Source organism: Pelagibius sp., assembly GCF_028289705.1.
In the GTDB taxonomy this organism is placed as follows: domain Bacteria; phylum Pseudomonadota; class Alphaproteobacteria; order Kiloniellales; family Kiloniellaceae; genus Pelagibius.
Genome location: NZ_JANQOI010000087.1, coordinates 166,102 through 186,399, shown reverse-complemented (window position 1 = coordinate 186,399; position 20,298 = coordinate 166,102). Strand labels below are relative to the sequence as shown.

The window sequence follows — 20,298 nt, the reverse complement described above, 5'->3', positions numbered from 1 at the left end:
TAGGACCGTTTGTTATTCTTGTAGGTTCAAAGCCCTAGTCTCTGGCATATGGTATACCACGAGACTGGAGACGGCAATGGTTTTCTCCGTTTCGGCCTCCAAGGAGGCGGGAGGGGGTGCGGGCTGGAGCCGTTTCGACGCAAGCTAAAAAAAATGCTCAAGCCGTGCTGCTTGCCTTCTGGCGCAGGCGGTCGCGGATCAGTTTGAACAGCGGCAGGAGGATCAGCAGGAGCGCGATCACGGTGATGGTGCCGGAGATCGGCCGGGTGATGAAGATCGAGATGTCACCGTCGGAGATGATCAGCGACTGGCGCAGCTTGGGCTCGGCGATGGGCCCGAGGACGATGGCCAGAACCGCAGGCGCCAGGGGATAGTCCAGTTTGCGCAGCAGATAGCCGCCGACGCCGAAGATCAGCATCAGCCAAACGTCGAACAGCCGCAGGGTGGCGGCATAGCCGCCGATCACCGACAGCACGAAAATGACCGGCGCCAGGATCGTGAACGGCATCCGCAGGACCCAGAGGAAAATCGGAATCATGAAGACGTTGGCCAGAAGCGCGAAGAGGTTGGCCACGTAGAGGCTTGCGGTCAGGCCCCAGACCAACTCCGGCTGGTCGACGAACAGGGTTGGCCCCGGCGTGATGCCCCAGATCACCATCGCGCCGAGCAGGATGGCGGTGGTCGGCGAGCCAGGAATACCGAGGGTCAGCATGGGCAGCATGGAGCCGGTCGAGGCGGCATTGTTCGCCGCTTCCGGCGCCACCACGCCGGCAACCTCTCCCTTGCCGAAGTTCTCGCTGTTCTTGTGGGTCATCTTGGCGACGCCGTAGGCCATCAGCGAGCCCGGGGTGGCTCCCGCGGCAGGCAAGATGCCGACGAAGAAGCCGAGCAGGGACGAGGTGACCGCCACCTTCCAAGTGCCGAGCAGCTCCTTGGCATTGCCCCACATGCGATCAACGGTGATCACCGCCTTCGACATCATGCTGTCGCCCCGGCTGACCTCGATGGTCCAGAGCATCTCGCCGATCCCGTAGATGCCGATGGCCAGGACCAGGAAGTTGATCTGGTTCAGGAAGCCGTCGAGGCCGAAGAGCAGCAGGCGGGGCTCACCGCTGATGTAGTCGAAGCCGACGGAGCTGAGCACCAGACCGATGGCGATGGAGAAGATGGTCTTCGGGATGTCGTCGCCGCCGAGGCCGACAAAGGTCGCGAAAGCCAGCAGCATGAGGGCGAAGATTTCCGGATCGCCGAAGCTGAGGGCGACGTCGGCCAGCGGCGGGGCGAAACCGGTGAAGAGAATGACCGAGAGCGTGCCGCCGAAGAAGGAGGCCACGGCCGCGCCCAGCAGCGCCTTGTCCGCCAGCCCCTTCAGAGCCAGCGGCCGGCCGTCGAAGGTTGTCGCGACGGCCGTCGAGGCGCCGGGTATCCCCAGCATTACCGAAGAGATCGCGCCGCCGTACATGGCCCCGTAGTAGATCGCCGCCAGGAAGATGATGGCCGCGGTCGGCGGAACCAGGAAGGTCATGGGCACCAGAATCGCCACGCCGTTGACCGAGCCCAGGCCGGGCATCGCGCCGATGAAGAGGCCGACGATCACGCCGAGAACCACCAGCCCGATGTTGAGGGGCTGAAAGGCGATCAGAAAGCCGTCGAAGAGGTGCTGCAGGATTTCCACGGAAGCGGTTCGCTCTCTGTCTCAGGTTCGGTGTCGTTTTCCCATGCCGCGGCCTATTTGGCCGCAGCGCCTGCCAATGCCCCGGGCCCGCCCGGGGCCTAGAGGAAGATGTCGTAGAGCGGAAGGAACAGGAACTCCAGGTATCCCTTCGGCATGATGATTCTGAGCGCGACGTCGAAGAAGAAGAACACGATCACCGGCGCCGCCAGGGCGATCGCCAGGGTCGTCGTCCAGCTATGGCGGCCGAGGAAGCGCACGTAGTAGATGATGAAGATCGGCAAGGCGCCGAACACGCCAAGGACGTGGATCAGGCCGATCATCACGGTCACGCCGCTGCCGACCAGGACGAACTTCTTGATGGCGAAGCTGTCCATGAAGGGTTCGCTGGACTGCGAGGGCGGGCTGCTGCGCCTGAACCAGTTGATGATGATCCAGATGCAGGAGCCCAACATCACCGCGGCCAGCCAGAAGGAAAAGGCGCCGCCGCCCGGCCCTTCGTCGGGAATCCAGCCGATGGGAAGCTCCGCCGACTTCCACATCAGGTAGATGGAAAAGACCGCCAACAAGATAGCCGTCGTCAACTCGGCACGGCGCATGTCGGCGGTCCTTCCCTATCCTAGCTGCTGCGGTTGAACCGATGGAGCCGGCTTAGAGGGCACCCATCTTCTGCAGCATGGCGCGGTGGTTGTCCCGCTCCACCATCCAGTAGTCCTTCAACTCGCTTCCCGACAGGAATGCGCCTTGCAGGGCCCGCTTGTTGCGGTAGTCCTGCCATTCCGGCGATTCGAAGACCTTCTGGAAGAGCGCCTGGTAGTAGGCCGCGGCCTCGTCGCTCATGCCCGGCGCGCCGACCACGGAGCGCTGCATCAGATAGACGAAGTCTTTGCCGAGTTCCTTGAAGGTGGGCGCATCGGGGAAGATGTTGATGCGCTTGTCGGTGAAGGCCGCCAGCGGCACGGTATCGCCGGCCTTGTAGAAGCCTTCCTGTTCGGAAGGATTGTTGACCGTCGAGTTGGCGTGCTTGCCGGCGAGCTGCTTGGCCACGGTGCCGCCGCCCTTGTAGGGCACGTACTTCATGTTCAGGCCGTAGGAGGCGTTGAGGAAGTCGGTGAGCAACTGGTCTTCCTGCAGCTTGCCGGTGCCGGCCATGATCCAGTCGCTGCCGGCCGCCTTGGCCTTGGCGACGAAGTCGTCGACGTTCTTGATGCCCGAGTCCTTGTGGACCCACAGCAGGAAGGTGTCCTCGGCCATGCGGGCGATGGGCGTGAAGGTCGCGATGTCGATCTTCAGGTTCGGCTGACGCAGCGGTGTCGTGTAGAAGCTGTTCAGCGTCACCATGATGGTGTGATCGGGATCGGACTTGGCTTTCCCGTTCAGGTGAATGAGCGCTTCGGCACCGGAGCCGCCGGGCTTGTTGATCGGCGTCAGGGGCTTGGAGGCCCAGCCGTTCTTCTCCACCACGGTCTGCATCAGCCGCGCCATCTTGTCGGCGCCGCCGCCCTGGCCCGCCATGATGACGAACTCGATGGGCTTCTTCGGCTCCCAGGCCACAGCCGCCGTGCTCAGCATCGAGGTGAGCCCTGCGCTCATGCCTGCGACAACGGCGCAACCCAAGAGCACTCTTCTGGATACTCTCATAGTCCTAACCTCCCGGATTTCTGGATAGGCGTGAAGGGTATTCCCCATAAGGTTGAAAACCCAGCACAAAGTCAGCTTGACAGCGTATCCCGTTCTTTTTCTTGTCTTTCCATGACAATCGATCATTTGCCATGGCATGTGGTATACAAAATACCGCGATCGCGTCGCGAGGTCCACTGTTCTTCGCAAAGAAATGACAGTCCACCATCAATATTGCGCTGCAACATTGACAGATGACTGGTCGGTCCAAGAAATCCCTGATCAATAATTCTTCTGTTTTCAGAGATTTCGCCCATTGACCGGAACTATTCGCGAAAAGCGCCCTTCCGGCGCGTCCCTATGCATTTTGCAGGCGCAAAACCGCTGAGCCCGGCATGCGTCTGACACCCTGCACCCGCATTCCAGGCCGCCAGAGTCACGAGACCGAGCCCCCGGCCATTGCAACTTTAGCGTCACCACACGAAAACGCCCTCTGCGTTGCGCGGTTCTGCCGTCAATCCCGCCGCGCACCGCAAGGGAGCCCCTAGTGCATCAGAAAGACCGGCATGTCGGCATGGTCGATGACGTACTGGGTGACCCCGCCCATCACCAGTTCCCGCTGCCGGCTCTGTCCGTAAGCTCCCATAAGCAGGCTGTCGGCCCCCGCCTGCCTGGCGCCGGCCAGGAGCGCCTGGCCCACAGCGGTGGGTGCGGCTTTGAAGGTGCTGATCTCACAGTCGATCTCGTGCACCGCCAGATAGGCTTTGGCCTCATCGGCAGAGACCGGAAGATCGGCCCCCTCCCCCGTCAGGATGGTCAGCGAATCGGCTTTTGCCAGGAGCGGCAGCGCGGCGGTCATGGCGCGCGCCGCCTCGCCGCTGCCGTTCCAGGCGAAAGCCAGCTTCGCGCCCAGCGTCTCGACGGGGGCCGGCGGGCACATCAGGACCAGCTTGCCGGTCTCCAGCAGCGCCGCCTCCAGGGTATTGAGCCCGAGGTTTTGCGCGCGGTCGGGTTTGGCCACCGCGATGAGATCGGCGAGCCGCCCGCGCAGGCCGATAACCTGGGCCTGCTTGCCGGTCTCTTCGCGCCAGGTCGCCGAGACACGGTCCCGCGGCCAGGGCGCGGCATCGATCTCGGGGATCTCCCGCTCTTCGCAATAGCGGTCGAAGAGATCGCGGACCTTGCCCTCTTCCTCGTTGGCCAGGTTGCCCGCCGAGGCGACGATTTCCTTGCGCAGGCTGGCCGGCACGAAGATGCCGTAAGGGATGAGGTCCTCCGGCCGCGGCCGGCAGTGCAGGACCTCGAGGTGGGAGCAGTGGCGGCGGGCCAGAGCGAGTGCATGGTCCAGTACCCCCTCGCCCTTGCCGTCGCCACGGACTGGAACCAGGATCGTGCGCAGGGTCATCGCTTGCCTCTCCCCTCGCCCGCTCAGCCAGCCGGGATCAGAACAGACCCTGGATCAGGCCGGCATCGTCCAGGTGGATGGAGTTGGCCGCCGGCACCCGGGGCAGCCCCGGCATGGTCATGATCTCGCCGCAGATGGCGACGATGAACCCGGCCCCGGCGGAGAGCCGCACCTCGCGCACCGGCACCGCGTGGCCGGTCGGCGCGCCGCGCAGATTGGGATCGGTGGAAAAGCTGTACTGGGTCTTGGCCATGCAGACCGGCAGGTTGCCGTAGCCGGCATCCTCCCACTGCTTCAGTTGGTCGCGCACCTTCTTGTCGGCAATCGCCTCGTCGGCGCCGTAAATCTGCTGCGCGATGGTGTTGATCTTGGTGAACAGCGGCATCTCGTCTTCGTAGAGCGGCTTGAAGCTGGCCTTGCCGCTGTCGATGATCCCCACCACCTTGTTGGCCAGTTCCTCGGTGCCTGCCGAGCCCTTGCCCCAGTGCTCGCAGACCACCGCGTCGACGCCGAGGCTCTGGGTGAACTCCTGGATCGCCGCCAGTTCCGCTTCGGTGTCCTTGATGAAGCGGTTGATGCCGACCACCGCCGGAACACCGAACTTGGCGATGTTGGCGATGTGGCGGCCGAGGTTTTCCAGGCCCTTCTTCAGCGCCTCGACGTTCTCCTCGCCGAGGGCGTCCTTGGCGACCCCGCCGTGCATCTTCAGCGCCCGCACCGTGGCGACGATGACGACGGCTTCGGGATTGAGCCCGGCCTTGCGGCACTTGATGTCGAAGAACTTCTCGGCACCCAGGTCGGCGCCGAAGCCGGCCTCGGTCACCACGTAGTCGGCCAGCTTAAGGGCCGACTTGGTGGCGGAAACCGAGTTGCAGCCATGGGCGATGTTGGCGAAGGGGCCGCCGTGGATGAAGGCGGGGTTGTTCTCCAGGGTCTGCACGAAGTTCGGCATCAGCGCGTCCTTCAGCAGCACGGTCATCGGCCCTTCCGCCTTCAGGTCGCGGGCGTAGATCGGCGCGCGCTCGCGGGTGTAGGCCACCACGATGTCGCCGAGGCGCTTTTGCAGGTCGTCCAGGCCGTCGGCCAGGCAGAAGATCGCCATGACCTCCGAGGCCACGGTGATGTCGAAGCCGGTCTGGCGCGGAAAGCCGTTGGCCACGCCGCCCAGCGAGGTCACGGTGTCGCGCAGGGCGCGGTCGTTCATGTCCAGCACCCGGCGCCAGGACACCCGCCGCTCGTCGATGCCCAGGGCGTTGCCCCAATAGATGTGATTGTCGATCAGGGCCGAGAGCAGGTTGTGCGCCGAGGTGATGGCATGGAAGTCGCCGGTGAAGTGCAGGTTGATGTCCTCCATCGGCACCACCTGGGCATAGCCGCCGCCGGCCGCGCCGCCCTTCATGCCGAAGCAGGGGCCAAGAGAGGGCTCGCGCAGGCAGATCATCGCCTTCTTGCCGATGCGGTTCAGGCCGTCGCCCAGACCGACGGTGGTGGTCGTCTTGCCCTCGCCCGCCGGGGTCGGCGAGATGGCGGTCACCAGGATCAGCTTGCCGTCGGGATTGGATTTGACGGAGTCGAGATAGTCGAAGCTCACCTTGGCCTTGCTGGGCCCGTACTGCATCAGGGCCTCGGCGGGCATGTCGAGCTTGGCACCGATCTCGGTGATCGGTTTCAAGGTGGCTTCGCGGGCAATTTCGATATCGGACTTGGACATAGTGGGCATCACCCCGTCTTGAGAGATTGCTGTTGGCCGTGCCCCCGAACCGGAAGCCGGCCGCGTTCGTTGTCTTCGTTCAGCTTCCGAGCTTTGCACCCACGCCGAGGCCGGCCCTCTGGGCGAAGTCGCCGGCCGAGATCTTCTTGTCGTCGTGAGGGCGCACCCGTTCGATGCGGATCGCCCCGCCTCCGGCAGCCACGGTGAAGCTGTCCCCGTCGGCGGCGATGACGCTGCCGGGATCGCCCTCGCCCTCCACCTTGCGGCTGTCGAAGATCTTCACCTCGTTGCCGTTCCAGGTGGTCCAGGCGCCGGGCTGGGGATTGGTGCCGCGGATCAGGTTGTAGACCTCATCCGCCGGCTTCGACCAGTCGATCTCGGCATCGGCCTTGCGGCACCAGCTTTCGTAGGTGGCCTGGCTGTGATCCTGCTGGATGGAGGGGGCCTTGCCGTCGCGCACCAGGTCCACCGACTCGATCATGGCCTCGACGCCCAGGGGGAAGAGCTTGTTGAAATAGACCGAGCCCAGGGTGTCGTCGGGTTCGATCGCCACCGTCTTCTGCAGCAGCACCGGGCCCTCGTCCAGCCCCTCGTCGGGCCAGAAGATGGTGAGCCCCGTCTCCTTGCGCCCCACGATGATCGGCCAGTTGATGGAGCTGGGCCCGCGATGCAAGGGCAGCAGCGAGGGGTGATACTGGATGGTCCCCTTCTCCGGCACGTCGAGCACGGGCTGCGGCACGAAGAGGGTCACGTAGGCCATGACACAGAGATCGGGGCTGAAGGAGCGCATCAGTTCTTCGGCCTCCGGCGTCTTCCAGGAGCCCGGCTGGTGCAGCGGCAGCCCCTTTTCGAGCGCCAGTTCCTTCAGGGGGTCGGTGGGCCGGCCCTCCTTGTCGGGGGCGCAAAAGACCCCGACGACGTTTTCTCCGCGCTCCAGCAGCTTTTCGAGCACAGCCTTGCCAAAGGCCTGCTGGCCATGGACGACGATCCGCATTCCTGCATTTTCCCCCGTGTTTCGCGGTGCCCTTCAGGCCCGCCCGATCAACACCCAATCCCACCGGATTCGCTGATCCGGCGGCGACAATCTTCGTTCATTCAGCGGCCTTCGCTCACTCCGCGGCGGCCTGTTCCGGCATCTCGCCCAGGGCGCCGCTGGCCCAGGTTTCCTGAACCTCGTCCTCCGACAGCCCGAGGACCTGGGTGAGGATTTCGCTGGTGTGCTCGCCCAGCAGCGGCGAGCGCGACACCTCCGAGGGCGAGTCCGAAAGCTTGATCGGGTTGCCCACCGTGAGGTACTTGCCGCGCGTCGGATGATCCACCTCGACGACGGTGCCGGTGGCCCGCAGGCTCGGTTCCTCGGAGAGTTCCTTCATGGAGAGGATCGGTCCGCAGGGGATGTTCAGCGGATTGCAGGCCTCCATGACCTCGAGCTTGGTCTTGGTCTTGGTCCACTGCTCGATGGTATCGAAGATCTGCGGGATCTTGTCGAGGCGGGCCTCCGGCTTGGCGTAGCCGGGATCGTCCTTCCACTCGGGCTTGCCGATCAGATCGCAGATGCTGCCCCAGACCGCGGCCTGGGTGATGAAGTAGACGTAGGCGTCGGGATCGGTTTCCCAGCCCTTGCACTTGACGATCCAGCCCGGCTGGCCGCCGCCGGAATCGTTGCCGGCCCGGGGCGTCGCCTCGCCGAAGGGGATGCCCTGGCCGAACTGGCTGTACTCCTTCAGGGGGCCATGCTGCAGGCGCTGCTGGTCGCGCAGCTTCACCCGGCAGAGGTTGAGCACACCGTCCTGCATGGCCGCCAGCACCCGCTGGCCCTTGCCGGTCGTCTCGCGCTGGAAGAGCGCCGTGACGATACCGAGGGCCAGGTGCAGGCCGGTGCCGGAATCGCCGATCTGGGCGCCGGTCACCGTCGGTGGGCCGTCCAGAAAGCCGGTGGTGGAGGCCGCCCCGCCGGTGCACTGGGCGACGTTCTCATAGACCTTGCAGTCTTCGTAGGGGCCGGGGCCGAAGCCCTTCACCGAGGCATAGATCATGAGCGGGTTGATCTGCTGCACCTGATCCCAGCCAAAACCCATGCGGTCCAGCGCGCCGGGGGCGAAATTCTCCACCAGCACGTCGCAGGACTTCACCAGCTTCTCCAGGATCTCCTTGCCCTTCTCGCTCTTGGTGTTGAGCGTGATGGAGCGCTTGTTGGAGTTCAGCATGGTGAAATAGAGGCTGTCGACATCGGGGATATCGCGCAGCTGGCCGCGGGTGGCATCGCCCACGCCGGGCCGCTCGACCTTGATGACGTCGGCGCCGAACCAGGCCAAGAGCTGCGTGCAGGTCGGGCCGGACTGCACGTGGGTGAAATCAAGGATGCGGACCCCTTCGAGGGCTTTCATTGCGGGCTCCTGTTCTTGAAGCGTTGTTTCTCGGGCGCGGGATTACTTCTTGGCAACCACGCTCTGCGGATTGAGATTGCCGATGCGCCCGCTCTCGGTGCCGGCCTTCTCGTCGATCACCGCGTTCACCAGCGCCGGCCTGCCGGAGGCCATGGCCGCTTCCACCGCGCGGCGCAGTTCGTCGGGTGAGGTCACGTGGTAGCCGGCGCCGCCGAAGGCCTCCATCATCTTGTCGTAGCGGGCGTTCTTGACGAAGACGGTGGTCGCCACGTCGGGCCCGTCGGTGGGGTTCACGTCGGTTCCCCGGTAGATGCCGCCGTTGTTGAAGACCACCACGCAGATCGGCAGGTTGTAGCGGCAGATCGTCTCAATCTCCATGCCGGAAAACCCGAAGGCGCTGTCGCCCTCGACCGCCAGCACCGGGTGCCCGGTCTCCACCGCCGCGGCGATGGCCTGGCCCATGCCGATCCCCATGATGCCCCAGGTGCCGACATCCAGGCGCTTGCGCGGCTTGTACATGTCGATGATGCTGCGCGCGAAATCGAGGGTGTTGGCGCCCTCGTTCACGAGAATGGCGTCCGGACGCTCGGCGATGATGGTGCGCAGCACCCCCAGCGCCCCGTGATAGTCCATCGGCACGTTGTTGTTGCGCAGCTTGGGTGCCATGCGCTCGACGTTGGTTTCCTTTTTCGCCCGGACCGCCTCGGTCCAGACCGCCGGCGGCGGGGCCCAGCCGTCGCCCATGCCCTCCAGCAGCGCTGAGACGCAGGAGCCGATATCGCCCACCAAGGGTGCCGCGATCTCGACGTTGCTGTCCATCTCCTTGGGCTCGATGTCGATCTGCACGAATTTCTTGGGCGCGGTTCCCCAGGACTTGCCCTTGCCGTGGGAGAGCAGCCAGTTGAGCCGCGCCCCGATCATCAGCACGACGTCGGCCTCCTTCAGCACGAGGGAGCGTGCCGGGCCCGCCGACTGCGGGTGCGTGTCGGGCAGCAGTCCCTTGGCCATGCTCATGGGCAGATAGGGAAAGCCGCTCTTCTCCACGAGCGCCCGGATCTCATCGTCGGCCTGGGCATAGGCGGCGCCCTTGCCGAGGATGATCAGGGGGCGCTCGGCGCCCTTCAGGACCTCCAGTGCACGCTGGACCGCCTCCGGCGCCGGCAATTGGCGCGGCGCCGCATCGACCACCTTGACCAGCGACTTCGCACCGGCCGCGGCCTCCATGGTCTGGCCCAGAAGCTGCGCCGGCAAGTCCAGATAGACGCCGCCGGGCCGCCCGGAGAGCGCCGAACGGATCGCCCGCGCGATGCCGATGCCGATGTCCTCGGCGTGGAGTACACGGTACGCGGCCTTGCAGAGCGGCTTGGCGATAGCGAGCTGGTCCATCTCCTCATAGTCGCCCTGCTGCAGGTCGACGATCTCCCGCTCGGAGGAGCCGCTGATCAGGATCATCGGAAAACAGTTGGTGGTGGCGTGGGCGAGCGCCGTCAGGCCGTTGAGAAAGCCGGGCGCGGAGACCGTCATGCAGACGCCGGGCTTCTTGGTCAGGAAGCCGGCGATGGCGGCGGCATAGCCGGCGTGCTGCTCGTGCCGGAAGGACAGCACCCGCATGCCCTCGGCCTGCATGTAGCGGCCCAGGTCCGTGATCGGGATCCCCGGTACGTTGTAGATCGTCTCGATGCCGTTGAGCTTGAGGGCGTCGATGACGAGATGAAAACCGTCGGTCAGCGCCTCCGGCGCCTCGGCTTCACTGACAGTGGCATCGATGCTCTGTACGCTTGCTGACATTCCGTTCGCTCCCTGAAAACCCTTGGCCGTCCGGGCCGTTGCTACGCCCTGGGCAAATTGTTGTGGTCAATCGAGATAGTCGACGTGCGCTTCGATATGCGCAGCGAGATTCAAGGTGTGTTCGCGCACCAGCCGCTCCGCCAGTTCGGTATCCCGGGCTTCCAGCGCCTCGATGATGTGCAGGTGGTCGATGATCGAGCGCTTGGCCCGGTCCTGCTCGGCGATGGTGCGGGCGCGGATGCCCTTCATGTGGACGAACAGCCGGTCGGCCGTCTCCTTCAGGAGGGCGCAGCCGCTGAGCTCCAGGATGGTCTGGTGAAAGTCGATGTTACGGTCGGAATACTCGTCGATGCGCGCCTGCACCTGGCCGTTCTCGAAGGAGGTGAAGATCTTGCGCAGGGAGGCGATCGCCTCGTCGGAGGCGGTCTGGATGATCAGGCGGGCGGCCATGCTCTCCAGCGCCGCCCAGACGGTGATCATCTCCAGGATCTCCTTGCGGGTCTTGCGCACGATGAAGACCCCGCGGCGCGGGATCACCGTGACCAGCCCCTCCTGCTCCAGGCGCGCCAGCGCCTCGCGGATCGGCGTGCGGCTGATACCGAGCTGCTCCGAAAGCTGGCGTTCGTCCAGCTTGAGCTGCGCGTCCTCGGCGTAGATGTTCATCGAGGTGATGCCGTCGCGCAGGGTCTCGTAGATGTGCTCCTTCAGGCTGAAGGAGGTCTCGATGGGCTTGACTTCGAGCTTGTGCGACAGCATCGGCAGGGTCGTTCGCTAGCGTGGATCGGACCGATCCAGACCCCTGAAACCAAGGGCCTGGTTCTTGGTATACAATAGTCCAGATACCACCTGCCGACAACAGGAAATCCCTGTGGACAAGCGCTAGAGCGGCTCAGCCATCCCCAGAGATCACACGAGGAACCGCGCAGAACCTATTGAAAAAACGTCTTTTACATTCCCCACCTGAGGGCGGGAGTATGCACCGGCGCGTCCCAGAGGCGCCGCAGTTCGTCATCCAGCATGGTCACCGTGAGCGAGCAGCCGGCCATCTCCAGGGAGGTGACGTAATTGCCAACCAGAGAGCGCGACACGGTGACGCCGCGGCGGCCGAGAAGCTGCTGCGCGGCATTGAACATCAGATAGAGCTCCATCAGCGGCGTGCCGCCGAAGCCGTTGAGCAGCACGAAGGCCTCGCCGCGCGCCTTGTCGCCGAGGTCCGAGGTGATGGCGGCGACCATCTCCTCGGCGATGTCGCTGGCCTCGGCCAGGGGCACCCGGCGGCGGCCCGGCTCGCCGTGAATGCCGACGCCCATTTCCATCTCGTTCTCGCCCAGTTCGAAGGTGGGCGTCCCGGCCGCCGGCACCGTGCAACTGGTGAGCGCCACGCCCATGGAGCGGGTGAGACCGTTGGCCCGGTCGCCGAGGGCCTTCAGCGCCGCGAGATCGGTGCCCTCCTCGGCCGCCGCCCCCAGCACCTTCTCGACCAGGAGCGTGCCCGCCACCCCGCGGCGGCCGGTGGAGAAGGTCGAGGTCTCCACCGCCACGTCGTCGTCGGTCAGCACCGTCATGACCTCGCCGCCCGCCATCTCGGCGGCCATCTCGAAGTTCATGACGTCGCCTTCGTAGTTCTTGACGATGAACAGGGACCCGGCGCCGCCATCCACCGCCTCGGCGGCAGCCAGCATCTGGTCCGGAGTCGGCGAGGTGAAGACCTGGCCGGGACAGGCCGCGTCCAGCATGCCGTGGCCAACGAAACCGGCATGCAGCGGCTCGTGGCCGGAACCGCCGCCGGAGATCAGGGCCACCTTGCCGGGTTTCGGGGAGACACGGCGGACGAACTTGTGCTCATCGCCCAGCGCGACAATATCGCCGTGGGCCGAGACGAAGCCATCCAGGCTCTCGGTGAGAACGGTTTCCGTGGCATTGATCAGCTTTTTCATCGCCTTCCCCTCAACTGACCGGGGTGCTCATCGGCCCCCGCTTCGATTGCGTCCTCAGCGGCTCCAGGTCTGCTCGAAGAGCCGCGTCACCTTTTGAATGAACTCGTCGACCACCCGCTCCAGCTCGCGATTGCGCGCTTCATCGCCAAGGTCCGGCAGGCGGATGCGGTGCTCGCGGGTCGGCGCCCCGTCCTTGATCAGGTTCAGCCGCCGCGGATGGGCCCGGCCATAGGCCGACAGAAAGGCCTGACGCTCGTCCACGGAGAAATGGCAGATCTCGAAGATCACATCCAGGTGGCGGGCCGGAATCGGCACTGAATAGGCCGGATTGGAGATCTGCGAGATGAAGCTGCGGTTCTTGCCGAGGGCGGTGGCCAGCCGCTGGCGGGTGCCCGAGGGGCGCTGGTCGAGGACCGTCCGCAGCACGGCCTTGTATTCGGTGACCGCATCTTCCGAGGCGAACGCTTCAGGCTTGGCCATGCCGCCCCTCCGAACCATTTTCGGCCCGCCCAGCGAGGTCGACCTCGGCGATGGCCGCCTTGGTCCGCCCCAGCGCGGCCGGCGCCACCGAGAGCGAGCGCAAGCCGCAGTCCAGAAGGTCCGGAATGAGGGCCGGCTCGCCGCCGGCATCGCCGCAGAGACTGACCTCGATGCCGAGGGCCCGGGCGCCCTCGACGCAGGAGCGGATCAGCTTCAGCACCGCCGGGTTGGCCGTGTCGCCGAGCTCGGCCACCGCGGCGATGTCGCGGCCCGCCGCGGTGACGTACTGGGTCAGATCGTTGGAGCCGATGGAAAAGAAGTCCGCCCCGGCGAAAAGCTCCGGCGTAATGGCGACGGCAGGCACCTCCACCATGATGCCGAGCGGCGCGGCGGTGCAGTCGACACCCTCGGCGCGCAGCTCTTCGAGGACTTCCTGGAACAGCCGCCTGGCCGCCTGCAGCTCCTCGGGCCGCGTCACCATGGGCAGCATGACCTTCAACTGGCCATGACAGGCGGCCCGGGCCAGGGCGCGGAGCTGAACGCGAAAGACCTCCGGCCGGGCCAGTGACAGCCGCAGGCCGCGCAGCCCCAAAAAGGGATTCGACTCGCCCTCCGCCGTCAGACCGGCGATGGGCTTGTCGCCCCCGGCATCGAGGGTGCGGATGGTGACCGGCCGTTCCCCGGCCCACTCGAGGATGCGCCGATAGACGGCGTATTGTCGCTCTTCGTCCGGCAGCCCGTCATCGCCGTGGAACAGCAGCTCGGTGCGCACCAGGCCGATACCGTCGCAGAGCGCCGGGTCCAGGGCCTCCAGTTCGACGGGATCGGCGACGTTGATCAGCACGGCGATGCGCTGACCGTCGCGGGTCAGGCCCGGCTTGTCCCGGAAGGGCTCCGCCGCGCGGCGCGCGGCGTCAAACGCGGCCTGCTGTTCGGCGAAGCGGCGGCGTTCCTCCGCATCGGGACTGAGGATCAAGGCCCCGCTCTCACCGTCCAGCAGCGCCTCGCGGTGGGCCGAGAGATCGATGTCGCCGAGGCCCACCACCATGGGCACGCCGCGCGCCCGGGCCAGCATGGCGACGTGGCTGGTGGGGCTACCCTTGCGCAGGGCGACGCCGCCGCCGTCGCTCCAGTCCATCTCCAGAAAGCGGGTCGGGGTCACGTCGGTGCCGGTGAGGATGGCCCCGGCAACCGCCGCCGCCGTCGCGCCGCCGCCACCCAGATTGCGCAGCACGCGGTCGCGCAGATCGGTCAGGTCGCTGGCCCGGGCCCGGAAGTACTCGTCGTCGGCCGCGGCATAGTCGGCGATCTGCTCGTCCAGCACCGCCTGCCAGGCCCGGGCCGCCCCCTGCCCTTCGGCGATGCCGGCCAGGGCCGGCGCGCTCAGCGCCTCGTCCTCCAGCATGGCGATCTGGAATTCGACGATCCCGGCGCTCTCGGCATCCAGACCCGTCATGAGCCGGGTCAGGTCCTCAACCGCCGCGCCGATGGCGCGGGTCAGGCGGGTTGCCTCTTCGTCGGGCCCCGCCGCCGGTCCCGAAACCGCCACCGTCTCGTCCAGCAGCACCAGCGGCCCCTGGGCCAGTCCGGGCGCCGCCGGCCGGCCCTGAACCGAACAGGGGGCCGGCTCAGGCATTGGCCGCTTCCTCCGAGCCCTCGTCGAAGTCCCGCTCGACCAGCTCGACCAGGGCCGTCAGGGCCGCGTCCTCGTCGTCACCCGACGCGCGGAAAAACAGCACGGTGTCCTTCGGCGCCTTGGTGCCCATGACCTTGACGATGCTCTTGGCGTCGATCCAGGGCCCCTCGTTTGAAATGGCCAGCTCCACCGTGCAGCCAAAGGTCTTGGCCAGCTTGGTCAGCTTGACCGAGGGGCGCGCATGAAGGCCGACCGCATGGGTCATGAGGACTGAAGCTTCTGCCATCTCTCTTGCCGTACGTCTCACCCTGCTTCGCAGCGCCTGCCGGTCAGCCCGGCGACAGCTCTTCGGCGGTCTGCCGGACAATGTCCAGCGATGCGCCGCCGGAGGCCTCGGTCGCCGCCATCACCGCCCCCTCGACGATGGGCGCGTTGCAGATCGCGATCCGCGAACGCCGCTCCTCGGGCTGCATCTCGATGGCCATCTCGCTGTTGGTCTCCGCCCCGCCGAGGTCCACCAGGATCGCCACCCCGGCCTGGGACCAGGCCTGATCGATGGCACCGAGGATGGTTTCGACGGAGGTCCCGAGGCCGCCATCGGGATCGCCCCCGCACCAGGCCAGCGGCACCTCGTCACCCACCATCTGGCGCACCATGTCCGCCGTCCCCCGCGCCACGTCGGAGGAGTGGGAGACGATGACGATGCCAACGTTTTCCTTGCTCATGTCCCCGCCGCCTCCCCGGTCGCTTCGAGGGTCTTGCATACCGTGTCGATGATCAGCGCCGAAGAGCGGGCGCCCGGGTCCATGTGGCCGATGGAGCGTTCGCCCAGAAAAGAGGCGCGCCCCCGCTCGGCCTGCATGGGGATGGTCGCCTCCGCCGCCGCGCCGGCCGCCGCAGAGAGCGCGGCCGGGGCCCTGGGATCGGCTTTGAGGCATTCCAGGGCCGGCGCCAAGACATCCAGCATGGTCTTCTGGCCGGGATGGGACTTGCCGCGCGCCATCACCGCCTGCAGGGCCGCGTCGAAGGCCGCCACCAAGTCCTCAGCGCCCCCCTCCTCCGGCAGCGCCTTGCCGAGGGACATCAGAAAGGTGCCGTAGAGCGGACCGGAGGCGCCGCCCACCTTCATCACCAGCGCCATGCCGATGCCCTTCAGGCCCTCCGGAAGGGTCTTGTCGGCCAGGCTGTCGAGGTCGGCCAGCACCGCCTCGGCACCGCGCTTCATGTTGATGCCGTGGTCGCCGTCGCCGATGGCCTGATCCAGGGCCGTCAGTTCGTCGGCGTGGTCGATGACCGCCTGTGCCACGGTCGCGATCAGGGCGCGGCGGCTTTCTCTGTCACTCAGCATTTGATCCTCATCCAGGGTCTCATCCGCTGGCCCTCACGCGCTCGCCGGCGCCGTCGAAACAGAGCGGGTCGATCAACTCCAGGGAGACCTGATCGTGCACCGCCAGTTCGGTGTCCGGTTCCACCAGCGTCGTGATCTTGCGCTCACCGACGGTGACGTGCAGGTGATTCTGGTCCCCCAGGTGTTCGATCCACTGCACGGTTCCCTGGGCCCGTTCCGCACTCACCTTTTGGATGCGGATGTGCTCGGTGCGCGCGCCGATGGTCTCGGTTCCCGCCGGCAGGCTGCCCGCCGGGATCAGGTCCCGGGGAATGAGGTTGATGGCCGGCTGGCCGAGGCGCGTCGCCACGTAGACATTGCCGGGATCCTCATAGATCTCCCGCGGCGCTCCCACCTGGATCAGCCGGCCCTGGTCGATGACGCCGATGCGGTTGGCCATGGTCATGGCCTCGATCTGATCGTGGGTCACGTAGAGCAGGGTCGCGCCCAGTTCCTTCTGGATGCGCTTCAGTTCGATGCGCATCTCCGCGCGCAGCTTGGCGTCCAGGGAGGACAGCGGTTCGTCCATCAGATAGATCTGCGGCGCCCGTACCAGGGCGCGGCCGATGGCCACCCGCTGCATCTCGCCGCCGGAAAGCTGGGTTGCCTTGTTCTCCAGCTTGTGGGGGATGCGCAGCATCTCGGCAATGGCGGTCACCCGCTGGCGGATCTCCGGCTCCGGCGTGCGCCGCACCGGGGAGCGCAGGGGGAAAGCCAGATTGTCGTAGACCGTGAGGTGCGGATAGAGGGAGTACTGCTGGAACACGAAGCTGACGTCGCGCACCGTCGGCGAGGCCGCCGTGACGTCCTGGCCGGCGATGTGCACGCTGCCAGCGTCGGCCTTCTCGAGCCCGGCAACCAGGCGCAGGGTCGTCGTCTTGCCCGCCCCCGTGGGCCCCAGCAGCACGACGAACTCGCCGTCGGCCACCGTGAGATCCATGGCATCGACGGCGGTGATCTCGCCGAAGCGCTTGGTGATACCGCTCAGCCGCACCTCAGCCATGGCGCCCTCCGTCGAAGAGCGCCGTCTTGATGGCGCGGCCGTCTGTCGCCTCGAAGAGGGAGAGCCGCTCCGACAGGAAGGACAGGCCGATGGTCTCCCCCGCCACGATGCGGCTGTCGTTGCGCATCCGCGCCTTGATCATGCCGTGGTCAGTCTCCACGGTGACGATCTGATTGGTGCCCAGGTATTCGGTTTCGAAGACCTTGCCGCGCAGCGCGGAGTCCGCGTCGAAGCGGATGTGCTCCGGGCGCACGCCGAGGGCCAGTTCGCCCTCCGCCCGCGCCTCGCGCAGTTCGGGCACGGCGATCTCGGCGCCGTTCATGCGCACCGCGGTCGCCCCCGGGCTGAGCGCCCCCTGGAACCGCAGGAAGTTCATCGGCGGGGAGCCGATGAAGTCGGCCACGAACATGGTGGCCGGGCGGTCGTAGATCTCCTGTGGCGTACCGAACTGCTCGATAAAGCCCAGGTTCATGACCGCGATCTTGTCAGCCATGGACATGGCCTCGAGCTGATCATGGGTCACATAGACCGTGGTTGCCTCGATGCGGTCGTGGAGCGAGCGCAGTTCCTCGCACATCAGGTTGCGGAACTCGGCATCCAGGGTGCCCAGCGGCTCGTCCATCAGAAAAGCTTTGGGGCGGCGCACGATGGCGCGGCCCAGCGCGACCCGCTGGCGGTCGCCGCCGGCAAGGCCGGAGACCGGCTTGTTCAGCAGATGGTCGATGCGCAGCAGCCGTGCCGTCTCCTCCACCCGCTCGCGGATCTCGCCGCGCGGCCGGCCGATGCACTTCAGCGGAAAGCCGATGTTCTTGCGCACGTTCATATGGGGATAGAGCGCGAAGAGCTGGAAGACGAAGGCGATGTCGCGCTGGGAGGCGCGGTTGAAGGTGACGTCCTCGCCGTCGAGGTAGATGGCGCCGGAGGTAGGCAGCTCCAGCCCGGCGATCATTCTCAAGGTCGTGGTCTTGCCGCAGCCCGAGGGCCCCAGCATGACGAAGAAGTCCCCGTCGGCCACGGTAAAGGAAGAGCCCGCGACGGCGACGAAGTCGCCGAAGGTCTTGAGCAGGTTCTCCACGCGGATTTCAGCCATCGTCCCACCTCACTCCGGGAAGTGGCTGACGATGATGAACATCACCGTGCCGGTCAGGATGGTCACGAAGGAATAGGTGAAGAGCTCCAGGAAAAAGGGCTGCATCAGCATGAAGGTGCCCACGGCGATGATCACCGTCGCCAGGTTCTCCCAGGGCCCGCGGCGCAGGCGCAGGAAGCGGGTCAGCAGCGAGGGCGTGTCGGATTTGCCGTTGGTGCTCATTTCCGGACCGCCCCGAAAGTAATCCCGCGCAGCAGGTGTTTGCGCAGCAGGATGGTGAAGACGACGATGGGGATGAGGAACAGAGTCGCCCCGGCGGCCACCGCCGGCCAGTCCAGCCCGCCCTCGCCGATGATGGTCGGGATGAAGGGCGGCGCCGTCTGGGCCGTGCCGGAGGTCAGCAGCAGCGCGAAGGCATATTCGTTCCAGGCGAAGATCAGGCAGAAGATGGCGGTGGCGGCGATGCCGGTGGCGGCCTGAGGCAGCACCACCTTCACAAAGGCCTGCAGGCGGGTGTAGCCGTCGATCAGCGCCGCCTCCTCGTACTCCTTCGGGATCTCGTCGATGAAGCCCTTCAGCAGCCAGACGGCGAGCGAGATGTTCACCGCGGTGTAGAGCAGGATCATGCCGAGATGCGTGTCCGAGAGGCCGAGGGTGCGATACATCAGGAAAATGGGAATGGCCACCGCGATGGGCGGCATCATCCGGGTGCTCAGGATGAAGAACATGAGGTCGTCCTTCAGCGGCACCTTGAAGCGCGAAAATGCATAGGCCGCGAGCGTTCCCAGGAAGACCGAGAGGAAGGTCGAGCCGAAACCGATGATGATGGAGTTGAGGAAGCGCTCGCCGAACTTCGACGGCCCGGCGATCACCATGTTGCGGTCGCGCACCAGGCGCTCCACCCAGTTCTCCGGCGGCGGCAGGGAGGCCATGTACTCGGCGGTCTGGCGAGTGCGCGTGGTGAAGAGGTTCACATAGCCTTCCAGCGACGGCTCGAAGATCACCTTCGGCGGATAGGAGATGGAATCCGGCGGTGTCTTGAAGCCGGTCAGGAAGATCCAGATCAGCGGCACGATGGTGATCAGCGCGTAGAGCACCACGGCGGCACCGGCGAGACGGCGCGCCCAGGGCTTCGGCTCGACCACCGAGTTGGCTGTGCTCGCACTCATCGCTGCTTCACCTTGTTGAGGGCCTTCACGTAGATGTTGGCGACGCCGAAGACCGTGACGAAAAGGATGATGGCGAAGGCCGAGGAGTAGCCGGTGCGCCACTTCTCAAAAGCCTCGCGCTTGAGGTTGATGGAGGCCAGTTCGGTGACGGAACCCGGTCCACCGGAGGTGAGTTCCACCACCAGGTCGAACATCTTGAAGTTCTCGATCACCCGGAACAGCACCGCCAGCATCAGGAACGGCAGCACCATCGGCACGGTGATGGACCAGAACTGCCGCCACTTGGAGGCGCGGTCGACCTCCGCGGCCTCGTAGATGTAATCGGGTATCGACCGCAGCCCGGCGAGGCAGATCAGCATCACGTAGGGCGTCCACATCCAGGTGTCGACGATGATGATGGCCCAGGGCGCCAGATTGACCTCGCCGATCATCTGGAAGGACGAGGGATCGACCCCGGCGAAGAAGCCGACCACGTAGTTGAAGAGGCCGATCTGCGGCTGATAGAGGAAGGTCCAGAAGTTCCCCACCACCGCGGGCGAGAGCATCATCGGCAGCAGGATCAGGGTGGTCCAGAAGGAATGGCCGCGGAACTGCTTGTTGATCAGCCAGGCCAGGCCGAAACCGAGGATCACCTGGAAGAACATGGTCCAGCAGACGAAGTGCGCGGTCACCTGTAGGGTGTGCCAGATATCGGAATCGGTCAGCACCCGCTCATAATTCTTGAGTCCGATCCACTTCACTTCGCGGTTCAGCCGGTTGGCCTTGTAGTTGGTGAAGGAGAGATAGATCGTCCACACCAGCGGGAAGATGTTGATCGCCAGTAGCAACAGGATCGTCGGCGTCACGAAGAGCCAGGCGATGGCGCGGTCGGAGAGGCCGCGGATCTGGCCGGCCATCCGCGGCGGCGTCGAGAGCGCCACGGAATCGGCGACACGCTGGATGGGCGAGGTCTCGGTCATCGGAGTTCTGTCAGCACAAGGGGCCGCACCGGCCCCGGCCCCCGCATGACTGCG

General features: G+C 65.8%; 20 protein-coding genes. All 20 read right to left on the bottom strand.

The annotated features are described in order from the left end of the window. Positions 1-157: 157 nt before the first annotated feature. Positions 158-1,675, bottom strand: a complete 1,518-nt coding sequence (locus tag Q0996_RS11530) for a tripartite tricarboxylate transporter permease (RefSeq protein ID WP_299619325.1) — start codon at positions 1,673-1,675, stop codon at positions 158-160. Between the two features lie 98 nt (positions 1,676-1,773). Beyond that, a complete protein-coding gene (locus Q0996_RS11525; protein ID WP_299619323.1) occupies positions 1,774-2,271 on the bottom strand; it encodes a tripartite tricarboxylate transporter TctB family protein in 498 nt (165 codons plus the stop codon). A gap of 52 nt (positions 2,272-2,323) precedes the next feature. Further along, positions 2,324-3,265, bottom strand: a complete 942-nt coding sequence (locus tag Q0996_RS11520; protein WP_299619320.1) for a tripartite tricarboxylate transporter substrate binding protein — start codon at positions 3,263-3,265, stop codon at positions 2,324-2,326. Between the two features lie 571 nt (positions 3,266-3,836). Then, positions 3,837-4,697 (bottom strand): universal stress protein, encoded by an 861-nt coding sequence (locus tag Q0996_RS11515; protein ID WP_299619317.1) that lies wholly within the window; start codon positions 4,695-4,697, stop codon positions 3,837-3,839. 37 nt (positions 4,698-4,734) lie between these two features. Continuing rightward, positions 4,735-6,408 carry a formate--tetrahydrofolate ligase gene (locus Q0996_RS11510; protein ID WP_322096692.1) on the bottom strand — a complete coding sequence of 558 codons (1,674 nt, stop codon included), beginning with the start codon at positions 6,406-6,408 and terminating at the stop codon, positions 4,735-4,737. A 79-nt stretch (positions 6,409-6,487) separates the two neighbouring features. Beyond that, a complete protein-coding gene (locus Q0996_RS11505) occupies positions 6,488-7,402 on the bottom strand; it encodes a methionyl-tRNA formyltransferase (RefSeq protein WP_299619312.1) in 915 nt (304 codons plus the stop codon). Positions 7,403-7,517: 115 nt separating this feature from the next. After that, positions 7,518-8,795, bottom strand: a complete 1,278-nt coding sequence (gene frc, locus Q0996_RS11500) for a formyl-CoA transferase (RefSeq protein ID WP_299619309.1) — start codon at positions 8,793-8,795, stop codon at positions 7,518-7,520. Positions 8,796-8,837: 42 nt separating this feature from the next. After that, entirely contained in the window at positions 8,838-10,583 is a 1,746-nt protein-coding gene (gene oxc / locus Q0996_RS11495) for an oxalyl-CoA decarboxylase (protein ID WP_299619306.1), read from the bottom strand. A 66-nt stretch (positions 10,584-10,649) separates the two neighbouring features. Then, positions 10,650-11,339 carry a GntR family transcriptional regulator gene (locus Q0996_RS11490; protein ID WP_299619303.1) on the bottom strand — a complete coding sequence of 230 codons (690 nt, stop codon included), beginning with the start codon at positions 11,337-11,339 and terminating at the stop codon, positions 10,650-10,652. A gap of 191 nt (positions 11,340-11,530) precedes the next feature. Further along, a complete protein-coding gene (gene dhaK / locus Q0996_RS11485) occupies positions 11,531-12,520 on the bottom strand; it encodes a dihydroxyacetone kinase subunit DhaK (RefSeq protein ID WP_299619300.1) in 990 nt (329 codons plus the stop codon). Between the two features lie 54 nt (positions 12,521-12,574). Continuing rightward, positions 12,575-13,000 (bottom strand): hypothetical protein, encoded by a 426-nt coding sequence (locus Q0996_RS11480; protein ID WP_299619297.1) that lies wholly within the window; start codon positions 12,998-13,000, stop codon positions 12,575-12,577. Further along, positions 12,987-14,636, bottom strand: a complete 1,650-nt coding sequence (ptsP, locus tag Q0996_RS11475; protein WP_299619294.1) for a phosphoenolpyruvate--protein phosphotransferase — start codon at positions 14,634-14,636, stop codon at positions 12,987-12,989. Before ptsP ends, Q0996_RS11480 begins: the two co-directional genes overlap by 14 nt. After that, positions 14,629-14,922 (bottom strand): HPr family phosphocarrier protein, encoded by a 294-nt coding sequence (locus tag Q0996_RS11470; protein ID WP_299619291.1) that lies wholly within the window; start codon positions 14,920-14,922, stop codon positions 14,629-14,631. Before Q0996_RS11470 ends, ptsP begins: the two co-directional genes overlap by 8 nt. 43 nt (positions 14,923-14,965) lie before the next feature. Then, complete coding sequence (gene dhaM, locus Q0996_RS11465; protein ID WP_299619288.1) at positions 14,966-15,361, bottom strand: dihydroxyacetone kinase phosphoryl donor subunit DhaM; 396 nt, start codon at positions 15,359-15,361, stop codon at positions 14,966-14,968. Then, positions 15,358-15,984 (bottom strand): dihydroxyacetone kinase subunit DhaL, encoded by a 627-nt coding sequence (dhaL, locus tag Q0996_RS11460; protein WP_299619285.1) that lies wholly within the window; start codon positions 15,982-15,984, stop codon positions 15,358-15,360. The genes dhaM and dhaL overlap by 4 nt, the downstream gene beginning before the upstream one ends. Positions 15,985-16,003: 19 nt before the next feature. Further along, a complete protein-coding gene (locus Q0996_RS11455; RefSeq protein WP_299619282.1) occupies positions 16,004-17,026 on the bottom strand; it encodes an ABC transporter ATP-binding protein in 1,023 nt (340 codons plus the stop codon). Then, entirely contained in the window at positions 17,019-18,116 is a 1,098-nt protein-coding gene (locus Q0996_RS11450; protein ID WP_299619279.1) for an ABC transporter ATP-binding protein, read from the bottom strand. The genes Q0996_RS11455 and Q0996_RS11450 overlap by 8 nt, the downstream gene beginning before the upstream one ends. A gap of 9 nt (positions 18,117-18,125) precedes the next feature. After that, positions 18,126-18,338: a hypothetical protein gene (locus Q0996_RS11445; protein ID WP_299619276.1), complete on the bottom strand. Its 213-nt coding sequence runs from the start codon at positions 18,336-18,338 to the stop codon at positions 18,126-18,128. Continuing rightward, the gene (locus tag Q0996_RS11440; RefSeq protein ID WP_299619273.1) at positions 18,335-19,285 is read right to left on the bottom strand and encodes a carbohydrate ABC transporter permease; all 951 of its coding nucleotides are present in this window, start codon (positions 19,283-19,285) and stop codon (positions 18,335-18,337) included. The genes Q0996_RS11445 and Q0996_RS11440 overlap by 4 nt, the downstream gene beginning before the upstream one ends. Further along, a complete protein-coding gene (locus Q0996_RS11435) occupies positions 19,282-20,244 on the bottom strand; it encodes a carbohydrate ABC transporter permease (protein WP_299619270.1) in 963 nt (320 codons plus the stop codon). The genes Q0996_RS11440 and Q0996_RS11435 overlap by 4 nt, the downstream gene beginning before the upstream one ends. Positions 20,245-20,298: the final 54 nt, after the last annotated feature.

What these genes read in the sequence shown, in the direction of transcription:
- Q0996_RS11525 (WP_299619323.1), bottom strand. Translation starts at nt 2,271, where the DNA reads ATGCGCCGTGCCGAGTTGACGACGGCTATCTTGTTGGCGGTCTTTTCC.
- Q0996_RS11520 (WP_299619320.1), bottom strand. Translation starts at nt 3,265, where the DNA reads ATGAGCGCAGGGCTCACCTCGATGCTGAGCACGGCGGCTGTGGCCTGG.
- Q0996_RS11515 (WP_299619317.1), bottom strand. Translation starts at nt 4,697, where the DNA reads ATGACCCTGCGCACGATCCTGGTTCCAGTCCGTGGCGACGGCAAGGGC.
- Q0996_RS11510 (WP_322096692.1), bottom strand. Translation starts at nt 6,408, where the DNA reads ATGTCCAAGTCCGATATCGAAATTGCCCGCGAAGCCACCTTGAAACCG.
- Q0996_RS11505 (WP_299619312.1), bottom strand. Translation starts at nt 7,402, where the DNA reads ATGCGGATCGTCGTCCATGGCCAGCAGGCCTTTGGCAAGGCTGTGCTC.
- frc (WP_299619309.1), bottom strand. Translation starts at nt 8,795, where the DNA reads ATGAAAGCCCTCGAAGGGGTCCGCATCCTTGATTTCACCCACGTGCAG.
- oxc (WP_299619306.1), bottom strand. Translation starts at nt 10,583, where the DNA reads ATGTCAGCAAGCGTACAGAGCATCGATGCCACTGTCAGTGAAGCCGAG.
- Q0996_RS11490 (WP_299619303.1), bottom strand. Translation starts at nt 11,339, where the DNA reads ATGCTGTCGCACAAGCTCGAAGTCAAGCCCATCGAGACCTCCTTCAGC.
- dhaK (WP_299619300.1), bottom strand. Translation starts at nt 12,520, where the DNA reads ATGAAAAAGCTGATCAATGCCACGGAAACCGTTCTCACCGAGAGCCTG.
- Q0996_RS11480 (WP_299619297.1), bottom strand. Translation starts at nt 13,000, where the DNA reads ATGGCCAAGCCTGAAGCGTTCGCCTCGGAAGATGCGGTCACCGAATAC.
- ptsP (WP_299619294.1), bottom strand. Translation starts at nt 14,636, where the DNA reads ATGCCTGAGCCGGCCCCCTGTTCGGTTCAGGGCCGGCCGGCGGCGCCC.
- Q0996_RS11470 (WP_299619291.1), bottom strand. Translation starts at nt 14,922, where the DNA reads ATGGCAGAAGCTTCAGTCCTCATGACCCATGCGGTCGGCCTTCATGCG.
- dhaM (WP_299619288.1), bottom strand. Translation starts at nt 15,361, where the DNA reads ATGAGCAAGGAAAACGTTGGCATCGTCATCGTCTCCCACTCCTCCGAC.
- dhaL (WP_299619285.1), bottom strand. Translation starts at nt 15,984, where the DNA reads ATGCTGAGTGACAGAGAAAGCCGCCGCGCCCTGATCGCGACCGTGGCA.
- Q0996_RS11455 (WP_299619282.1), bottom strand. Translation starts at nt 17,026, where the DNA reads ATGGCTGAGGTGCGGCTGAGCGGTATCACCAAGCGCTTCGGCGAGATC.
- Q0996_RS11450 (WP_299619279.1), bottom strand. Translation starts at nt 18,116, where the DNA reads ATGGCTGAAATCCGCGTGGAGAACCTGCTCAAGACCTTCGGCGACTTC.
- Q0996_RS11445 (WP_299619276.1), bottom strand. Translation starts at nt 18,338, where the DNA reads ATGAGCACCAACGGCAAATCCGACACGCCCTCGCTGCTGACCCGCTTC.
- Q0996_RS11440 (WP_299619273.1), bottom strand. Translation starts at nt 19,285, where the DNA reads ATGAGTGCGAGCACAGCCAACTCGGTGGTCGAGCCGAAGCCCTGGGCG.
- Q0996_RS11435 (WP_299619270.1), bottom strand. Translation starts at nt 20,244, where the DNA reads ATGACCGAGACCTCGCCCATCCAGCGTGTCGCCGATTCCGTGGCGCTC.